Origin of the sequence: Xenorhabdus sp. PB61.4, assembly GCF_963894935.1 — a bacterium.
GTDB classification, from domain to species: domain Bacteria; phylum Pseudomonadota; class Gammaproteobacteria; order Enterobacterales; family Enterobacteriaceae; genus Xenorhabdus; species Xenorhabdus stockiae.
The window spans coordinates 1-8,001 of sequence record NZ_CAWQJR010000048.1 but is presented as its reverse complement, the minus strand read 5'-3'; the positions used below and the strand labels follow the sequence as shown (position 1 = coordinate 8,001).

Annotated in this window: 8 protein-coding genes; 6 read left to right on the top strand and 2 right to left on the bottom strand. The window is 38.6% G+C overall.

Annotation, left to right across the window (positions count from 1 at the left end):
• Positions 1-253 precede the first annotated feature (253 nt).
• A complete protein-coding gene (locus AACX68_RS04050; protein ID WP_228860647.1) occupies positions 254-1,972 on the top strand; it encodes a thiamine pyrophosphate-dependent enzyme in 1,719 nt (572 codons plus the stop codon).
• Positions 1,973-2,045: 73 nt separating this feature from the next.
• Here the strand turns inward: AACX68_RS04050 and AACX68_RS04045 are convergent, their stop codons facing one another.
• Positions 2,046-2,972 carry an arginase family protein gene (locus AACX68_RS04045; RefSeq protein WP_228860646.1) on the bottom strand — a complete coding sequence of 309 codons (927 nt, stop codon included), beginning with the start codon at positions 2,970-2,972 and terminating at the stop codon, positions 2,046-2,048.
• Between the two features lie 308 nt (positions 2,973-3,280).
• On the opposite strand from AACX68_RS04045, the gene AACX68_RS04040 reads away from it, so the two are divergent.
• On the top strand, positions 3,281-3,850 hold the full coding sequence (locus tag AACX68_RS04040) for a DUF7000 family protein (RefSeq protein WP_228860645.1): 570 nt from the start codon (positions 3,281-3,283) through the stop codon (positions 3,848-3,850).
• A 104-nt stretch (positions 3,851-3,954) separates the two neighbouring features.
• Here the strand turns inward: AACX68_RS04040 and AACX68_RS04035 are convergent, their stop codons facing one another.
• Positions 3,955-4,497 carry a TetR/AcrR family transcriptional regulator gene (locus AACX68_RS04035; RefSeq protein WP_228860644.1) on the bottom strand — a complete coding sequence of 181 codons (543 nt, stop codon included), beginning with the start codon at positions 4,495-4,497 and terminating at the stop codon, positions 3,955-3,957.
• 369 nt (positions 4,498-4,866) lie between these two features.
• Between AACX68_RS04035 and AACX68_RS04030 the strand changes: the two genes are divergently transcribed.
• The 4 genes from AACX68_RS04030 to AACX68_RS04015 all read left to right on the top strand — a co-directional run bounded on the left by AACX68_RS04030 (position 4,867) and on the right by AACX68_RS04015 (position 7,897).
• Complete coding sequence (locus AACX68_RS04030) at positions 4,867-6,477, top strand: ABC-F family ATP-binding cassette domain-containing protein (RefSeq protein WP_228860643.1); 1,611 nt, start codon at positions 4,867-4,869, stop codon at positions 6,475-6,477.
• A gap of 438 nt (positions 6,478-6,915) precedes the next feature.
• A complete protein-coding gene (locus tag AACX68_RS04025; protein WP_099110228.1) occupies positions 6,916-7,134 on the top strand; it encodes a hypothetical protein in 219 nt (72 codons plus the stop codon).
• A gap of 132 nt (positions 7,135-7,266) precedes the next feature.
• Positions 7,267-7,518, top strand: coding sequence for a hypothetical protein (locus AACX68_RS04020; RefSeq protein WP_228860642.1), 252 nt, complete (start codon positions 7,267-7,269; stop codon positions 7,516-7,518).
• 181 nt (positions 7,519-7,699) lie between these two features.
• Positions 7,700-7,897 carry a hypothetical protein gene (locus AACX68_RS04015; RefSeq protein ID WP_228860641.1) on the top strand — a complete coding sequence of 66 codons (198 nt, stop codon included), beginning with the start codon at positions 7,700-7,702 and terminating at the stop codon, positions 7,895-7,897.
• Positions 7,898-8,001: the final 104 nt, after the last annotated feature.

Below are 8,001 nucleotides of genomic sequence, written 5' to 3'. Positions count from 1 at the left end.
ATGTGAATTAAAGTACATAAGTGTTAATTTTAATTAAATTAAAAATCGGAATGATGTCATCATAGAGAAGTTTCTTTTTTTAGAAAAAAGCATAAAGTAAATCTATTTATAGTAATATCTTGTTAAAATCATTGTTGGATGCCACTTTGTTTTCACGGGATTTTATTTTCATGGTTTTTATAGGGTTAACAACTAATATAAAAAGGTGGTTAACATCTTTATCTACTATTTATATGATTGCCAGGTTACTTTTATGAAAAAAAATATTGCTAGTGTTATCGTTGATATCCTTCAAAATTCCGGTGTGAAACATTGCTATGGTATTGTTGGCGATACTCTTAATTATGTAACAGATGCTATTCATGCCAGTGATATTGAATGGATCCATGTTCGTCACGAGGAGGTTGGTGGCTTTGCAGCAGGCGCTGAATCATTCATTTCTGGGCAGATTAGTGCATGTGCTGGTTCTTGTGGACCGGGAAGCTTACATTTCATCAACGGGTTGTATGAATCTCACCGGAACGGAGCGCCAGTAATACTAATCGCAAGCCAGTTAGCAACATACGTGAATGATAGCTCTTTTCCTCAGTATGTAGATTTTAAAAAAGTTTATAGTGAGTGCTCTGTGTTTTGTGAAGAAATTAGCAACCCAGAAAAAGCGATTGAAATTACAAAGAATGCAATTAGTGCTGCACTGAGTCAAAAAGGGGTGGCTGTTATTATATTACCTGTCAATATTAGTAAATCAGAGATTGAATATACATCAAAAATTACTGTTAATTATCATCCACCACAAGTGATTCCTGCCTTAGAAGATATTAAATCACTGGCTGTTTTATTAAATAAAGGTAATAAAATTGGCATTTATGCAGGGATAGGCAGTAAAGATGCAAGAGATGAACTGCTTCAGCTTGCTGAAAAACTACAAGCTCCAATTGCACATACTTCTCGCGTAAAAGATTTCATTGAATATGATAATCCCTATAATGTGGGAATGACAGGCATGCTTGGTATGGAGTCTGGTTTTACTATGCTAAAAAATTGCAATGTTTTACTCTTGTTGGGTACTGATTTTGCCTGGCCTCAATTTTTCCCCAAAAAGGCGACTATCATACAAGTTGATATTAATTTAGCTAACATAGGGAAACGCCATTCTGTTCATTTAGGGATTAATGGTGGTGTTAAAGAAACTTTGTTAGAGTTGCTTCCACTTCTTGAAAAGAAAACCGATGATGGTTTCTTGCACAAATCTGTCGAATTACATAAAAAGACATTAGAAAAAATAAATTGGCTGGATAAGGGTGCAAAATCAAAAATTATTCATCCTCAATATTTAGTCCAGTTGTTGGATAAACATGCTGATGCAGACGCTATTTTTACGGCAGATGGTGGTTCTCCGGTGGTGTGGTTATTGCGTTATATTAATACTAATGGTCAGAGAAGAACATTAGCCAGCTTAAAACATGGCACAATGGCGAACGCAATGCCTCAGGCGCTAGGGCTAAAGAAAGCGTTCCCTAAACGTCAGATTATCTCTATTTCTGGTGATGGTGGTTTAACGATGTTATTGGGGGATTTACTGACAATGACACAAGAAAAACTCGCTGTGAAGGTGGTGGTGATTAATAATAAATCACTCAACTTCGTGGAACTGGAGCAGAAAGTAGAAGGGCTTCTTAATAACTATACTAACTTAGATAACCCTGATTTTAGCAAGCTTGCGACATCATTAGGGATCTTTGGTGAATCGATTGAATCACCGGAGAAATTAGAAGAAGCCGTTATTCGTTTTCTAAATCATGATGGCCCAGCAGTGTTAGACGTACATACTTCGCCAAATGAATTGGTAATGCCACCAAATGTAGAATTAAATAGCGTAGTTGGAATGGGATTATATACTGCAAAAGCTATTTTACATGGACGTAGCGAAGAAGCGATTGGTTTGATTATCGATAATTTTATTCGTAAATAAGGTTATATGCTACTTATAGGATATCAAATAGACTTGATATCCTAATAAAAAAACAGTCCCTAAAATATAATTTTCAGAGGGAAGGGGATGTACAGCGCAGAAACATTTCTTCCAGGATTTCAATAATCAGCTCGGCATAATAACCATCGGGATCTAAATCAGGATCGAAAACTGAAACAGTCATGCCACAACATAATGGGTTATTAATTAATTGTGCGCCGATATTTTTCAACCAATTCAATTCAATGCCCGGACTCCCGGGTGAATCAACCGCTAGCATGATACTTTGGTCAAGAACATCAACATCTAAATGTACCCAAAAACGCCATGTCGGTTGAGCACCTAACATTTGCTCAATTTTGTTGAGGATCCCTTTTTCGCCTATTGAATTTGCTGTAAATACATCAATCTGTGAAATAGCCGTTTGGTTAATATCAGGCCAAGCAAAATCAGCATCTCGGTTCTCGCGTTCGCCTAACTGGAGTACCTGCTGCTCTGGCACTACTAATGGGCTTTCTATATCTGGCCAGTCTGTTAATAGAGCCTCACCGCGACCTGTTGCCAAAGCCAAATCCATCCCTGCTACTGCACCTAACATTTGATTTGTATCGTAGTTGTCTGGATGGCGATAATCACTGTGTCCATCAATGTGGATGAGTGAAATAGGCCCTGTACGACGAGAACCAGCTAATGCGCCTAATAGGATTGAGCAGTCACCACCAATAACTAGTGGAAAATTGCCACTCTCTTGTACCTTAGCCACTTCCTCCGCCAACTGTAAATTAAAGGCACGAATACCATAACCATTGCGTATACGTGTCCCAATTTGAGCTTCAAGTGAATATATTGGAGACATTAATTTACTGATAGTATTAGCTCGCAGCTTTTGCGCTAATCCATGTTCCATCAGTACTTGCGGAGCCCGCCATGTCCCGGGTATGTGTCCTTCCCATAGGGGGCTTAACCCAAGGTTGGTTGGTGCAAGAATGATATGAATCATGAAAGCTCCATTGATAAATAAATCATAAGCGAATGAATTAATATGGAATCATAGATAGAACACTCAGAAGAGTAAATACATTAGCTCAACAAACTATTGCCAAGCAATTTCAGCATTATGTATGCAAATAAAAATGCAAGGTAGAGCAATAAAACAGCTATATAGCTTGTTTCTACCTAGCGTTTACCGCCATTAGACATCTGACTAAGCATATCTAAACTAATGTAATGGCTACCCCAGCTATCTGCCAGCTGAATTGTTCAAGTAACTGCCTATTCTGTACCAAGATAAAGACTATGGAATAAATCATGACTGACGATAACAAACAACAAATACTCTACACATCTTCTGCGACGGACATAATCAGTGAAATACAAGATGTCGATAAATATATCTCTGTGTACAAAGCCCAGCTTGAACAAGGGGATATCCAAAAAGCATATCATTACCTATTGCGGTACATGATGCACCTAAAGGCGTATTTAACAAATAATCTTGCTGATAAATTTTCTTTCGGAAATATCTCGCCCGGGTATATGGACTTTACGTACTTTCCGTTCTTTGACGACTATCTTCGGGAACGAAAACTACGCTTTGGCATTGTTCTGAATCATAAAGCTTTACGCTTCGAATTATGGTTGATGGGGAAAAACGCAACTACCCAGAAAACATACTGGAATACTCTGAAGAATAGTTCGTGGAATGCAGAACGCACCGAAATGCCTCAATACAGTGTATTAGAGGCGGTACTTGTTGAGTCACCGGATTTCACAAATGTGGCTCTACTTACCGTACGGATAAAAGAAGAAGCGTTACGTATCTCAGAGGCTGTGCTCGACAACCTCAGAGTTTTTGAGGTGGATGACAAACCATGTTAATTGCCTATCCGCATCTCAATTTTTATATTTGCGTTATTGGAGTGATGCTGCTGATTAAGAAAATAATAAAAAATATTTAATTTTCAGCTAGTTAACAAAGATCACTAAACTTTTGCGCCGTTGAGAAAGGCTTTTTCTGTCAGGGCTATTAAACCAGCCCGTCCCACGCGCCCCCTGCGTTCAGCATAAACCAGTCCACGAATGATAGAGGTGAAAATCTCGGTATACTCAGCTGAGCTGATGTCGAGACGGTATATCCCTTCTTTTTGCCCACGCAAGAAAAAACTGTCGAGATTGTTGCTCCATTCATCCTCTACCACCTGTTCGATCTGAAGATTTTCCCAATAAAATATCATGAATGATAATATTTCACGGTGTTCATAGTAGTTTTCAATCAATTTTCTCAAAGCTATATCTACGGGTAGTTCTTGCAGTTGTGCACCATAGATGGCTTTGTTCATAACTTTCACGCTGTGGGTTGTCAGATTTTGGATAAGCAATTCACGGGTTTTACAAAAGCGATACAGAGTCGCCTTACTAATACCCATCGCTTCGGCCAGTTCCTTGAGTGTCGCCCTAGGATGATCAACAAGCGCTATTGCTAGCGACACCATAAATTTTTCATCTTTTGTAATCATATTTGCCATGTTAGGGACGCCTTTAGTGCTTACTTAGTCCATTTATCAAATGAACATATTGTAATCATATTGTTTTGAATTAAAAAGATTCATATATAAATCATTTAAATCAAAATTGACTCCAATGCACTCTTAAATACTCTACTTTCGTCTATTTCATTAATGAGAATGCAAATAATTTCTTGCAGATCAAAGCTTGCTTCTTTGATGTTCCGACCAAAATAATGGTACTGTATTAACATAAACTCAAATGAATCAATATTGATTCATTTGAGTTTATGTTGCATTATTGAAGTGGCATAGATCGCGCATCACCTTGTTTGATATGAGAACAACAGGCCACTGGTACAAATAAGAAACGTTAAGAGAATCAATTATATGATTAATCTAAAAAACATCATGCTACAGCACGGCAGCAAAGTTCTTCTGAATAAAGCAAACCTGAAAATAAATCAGGGTGAGAAGGTTGGTTTGGTCGGCAGAAACGGTGTGGGTAAATCTACTTTATTTGCTTTGATCTCTGGCAGAATTAATGAAGAAAACGGAGATGTTGATCTACCAAAATATTGTCGAATAACTCAAGTTGATCAAAACATGCCTGAATCTACTGAAAGTGCTACCGATTTTGTTATTGCCGGTGACACAGAGCTGATGGCGGCCCGAGTTCGCCTCATACAAGCGACAGAACAGGACGACGGCATGGCTATGGCTCAGGCATATTGTGATTTATCCGATGCGGGTGACTACGATGCTGCGCCACGAGCACAGTCGATCCTGATGGGGCTTGGCTTCAGACCAGAAGAAATGAGTACGCCGGTAAATCAGTTTTCAGGGGGATGGCGTATGCGTCTGCAACTAGCGCGCACCCTGATGTGTCCTTCTGATCTGATGCTTCTGGATGAACCGACAAATCATTTAGATCTTGATGCCTTATCATGGCTTGAATCATGGTTAAGTATTCACACAGGCACAATCATAGTTATCAGTCATGATCGTGAGTTTCTGGACAACATAACGAATGTTACCGTTCACCTGGAGCACAATCAGCTGATCCGATATAACGGAAATTATAGTTTATTCGAAACGCTAAGAGCACAGCAGCTAGAATTACAGCATGCTGCCTACACCAAACAACAGGAGCAGGTCAGCCACCTGCAGAAATATATAAACCGGTTTCGTTATAAAGCCACTAAAGCCAGGCAGGCCCAAAGCAGAATCAAAGCACTCGAACGAATGGAAAAAGTGTCTGCTGTAATCGCGGACAGTGAATTTACTTTGCTGTTCAGTGAACCAGCTAGTCTTCCTAACCCGATGCTGGTGTTACGTGATCTTGACTTTGGCTATAGTCCACACGCTGGAGCTGGTGATCAGAAGTCTGTGCTAATCCTGAGTGGAATAAACCGTACTATCCTTGCAGGACAAAGGGTTGGTATTTTGGGGGCGAACGGACAGGGTAAATCGACTTTTATAAAAACGATAGCAGGGACAATACCGCCATTATCCGGTTCTGTAACTGAAGGGAGAGGGCTGAGCATTGGATATTTCGCGCAACATGAACTTGATGTCTTACAGCCTGAAGATTCTCCTTTACAGCATATGATTCGGCTTTCTATGACTCATATTTCTTCAAGCCGAGAGCAGGAGTTACGAAACTATTTGGGCACATTTAATTTCAGCGGAAACGTGATTACACGGCCCGTGGGTACAATGAGTGGCGGAGAAAAAGCGCGTCTTGTTCTTGCAATGATCGTCTGGAAAAAACCAAACCTCCTGCTCCTTGACGAACCGACAAACCATCTTGACTTAATAACTCGAGAGGCTCTGTCGCTAGCTCTTAATCAGTATGACGGAACAGTGCTACTTGTGAGTCATGACAGAGCACTGTTACGCTCAGTATGTAATGAATTCTGGTTAGTCGGTAATGGGGATGTAAGGGACTTTGAGGGTGATCTTGAAGATTATAAGCGCTATTTACTGAATGAATCATGACATTGGATGTTTCTAATTCTCTGCTACAAAGCTTTAGTCGCTGATATGTTTTGAGGGTGAATTGTTTTGTCTGAATCCCTCGTATTTTCAGAGAAGAGTAGGGAGGGAACCCTGATCCATATAATGTGTAATGTGCACCAATTCATCAATAAAAAATACGTAGTAGGATTACTTTATGATGTTTGGATTATGAATATGATTTTAATTTAACATAATATAGATTATGCGAACCCATGAAGCTTTTAAAAAAGTACTGAGGTTGACCCTGAGTACCCGATCTTTCTTTCCCTAAAAACGCTCTCAATTGGCGTTGTATACAAATCACTAATAACATTATCTATAGATAGTAAACATATCACATGTTTCCTGTCAACATGTCGTAGGCAACTTGCACACAAATTTTATAGAATTAAAGATTATGGTGAACGGAGGCTGCTAATGAGTCATGCATCTACATTGAAAACTACCATCAGGTTGAAGAAGTCGGAATCTATCGATTTACAGGAAAAGGCATTCCTCTTAACAAAGAAAAATATCATGAGCGGACGGCAAAAAATTTACAGCGAGGCTGATTTGGTGCATTACGCAATTGAACAAATGCTGTCCATGATCACACTTGATGAACATGGTCACCTAATTTTGGAAAAAGACAGTTAGAATTTGGCCGGGTTCACCTGAAAGCCCGAAGATAACCTTAGACTACCCCCGTAGTACAGTACGGGGGTTTTCTCTACTCTCACCATCCGAGATAAAAACCATAACTACTATAACTGTAAATAAGGATAAGAAATGAAAAAAGAGATTATAGAAAAATGGCTTCAAGAAGAAAGTAACGATAACCCTGTAGCAAGAGCCGAAATAGCAAGGTTTTTAGTAAAAACAGTATATAACTTTGTTAAATTTGACAGGCCAGAAGGTGGAGGTTTCGATGGTCGTGATGGAATAGAAAGACAGAGCTTGGCAAAAATTGTTGATGCCGCTGAATATCATTATTCAGCAATGATAAAAGAAAAACATAAAGACAAATTGACAAATAAATAATCTGTTAAACGATGGTTCACTTTTAAAAACCACTACAGAATTCTATTTTGTAGCGGTTTTTTAGCATGTGAGCTAAACCGATTGTAAACCATTATTCTGTCTTTTTCAGGTATGGCAAGTACGCATATTAGACAACAATATTTGTTGTTTATTAGTATACTAATAATACATAGGAAATACTTTGAACCACATAAATAAAAACATATGCCCTGAAAATTTTGATAATTTTTATTCAGCCAAAGATGCAAAACATGAAGCTGATAAAGCTCAAAAACAAATGCAACAAGCAAAATTAGCTGCGTTATCATTTCAATATATCCATGAAATATATTCGCTTATACATCAAGCGGCAAAACATGGTAAATATATATTAGATTAACGCGATGCTCGACTTTTATGATGAGTTGAAATGACATAGCCGCTCCTTTATAACTTTAAGTCGTCAAAAATAGAGAAATAAAGGAACAAAAGGCTATGTCACAG

Excerpts from the sequence above, each read along its gene's own strand:
- AACX68_RS04050 (WP_228860647.1), top strand. The coding sequence starts at position 254 with ATGAAAAAAAATATTGCTAGTGTTATCGTTGATATCCTTCAAAATTCC.
- AACX68_RS04045 (WP_228860646.1), bottom strand. The coding sequence starts at position 2,972 with ATGATTCATATCATTCTTGCACCAACCAACCTTGGGTTAAGCCCCCTA.
- AACX68_RS04040 (WP_228860645.1), top strand. The coding sequence starts at position 3,281 with ATGACTGACGATAACAAACAACAAATACTCTACACATCTTCTGCGACG.
- AACX68_RS04035 (WP_228860644.1), bottom strand. The coding sequence starts at position 4,497 with ATGGCAAATATGATTACAAAAGATGAAAAATTTATGGTGTCGCTAGCA.
- AACX68_RS04030 (WP_228860643.1), top strand. The coding sequence starts at position 4,867 with ATGATTAATCTAAAAAACATCATGCTACAGCACGGCAGCAAAGTTCTT.
- AACX68_RS04025 (WP_099110228.1), top strand. The coding sequence starts at position 6,916 with ATGAGTCATGCATCTACATTGAAAACTACCATCAGGTTGAAGAAGTCG.
- AACX68_RS04020 (WP_228860642.1), top strand. The coding sequence starts at position 7,267 with ATGAAAAAAGAGATTATAGAAAAATGGCTTCAAGAAGAAAGTAACGAT.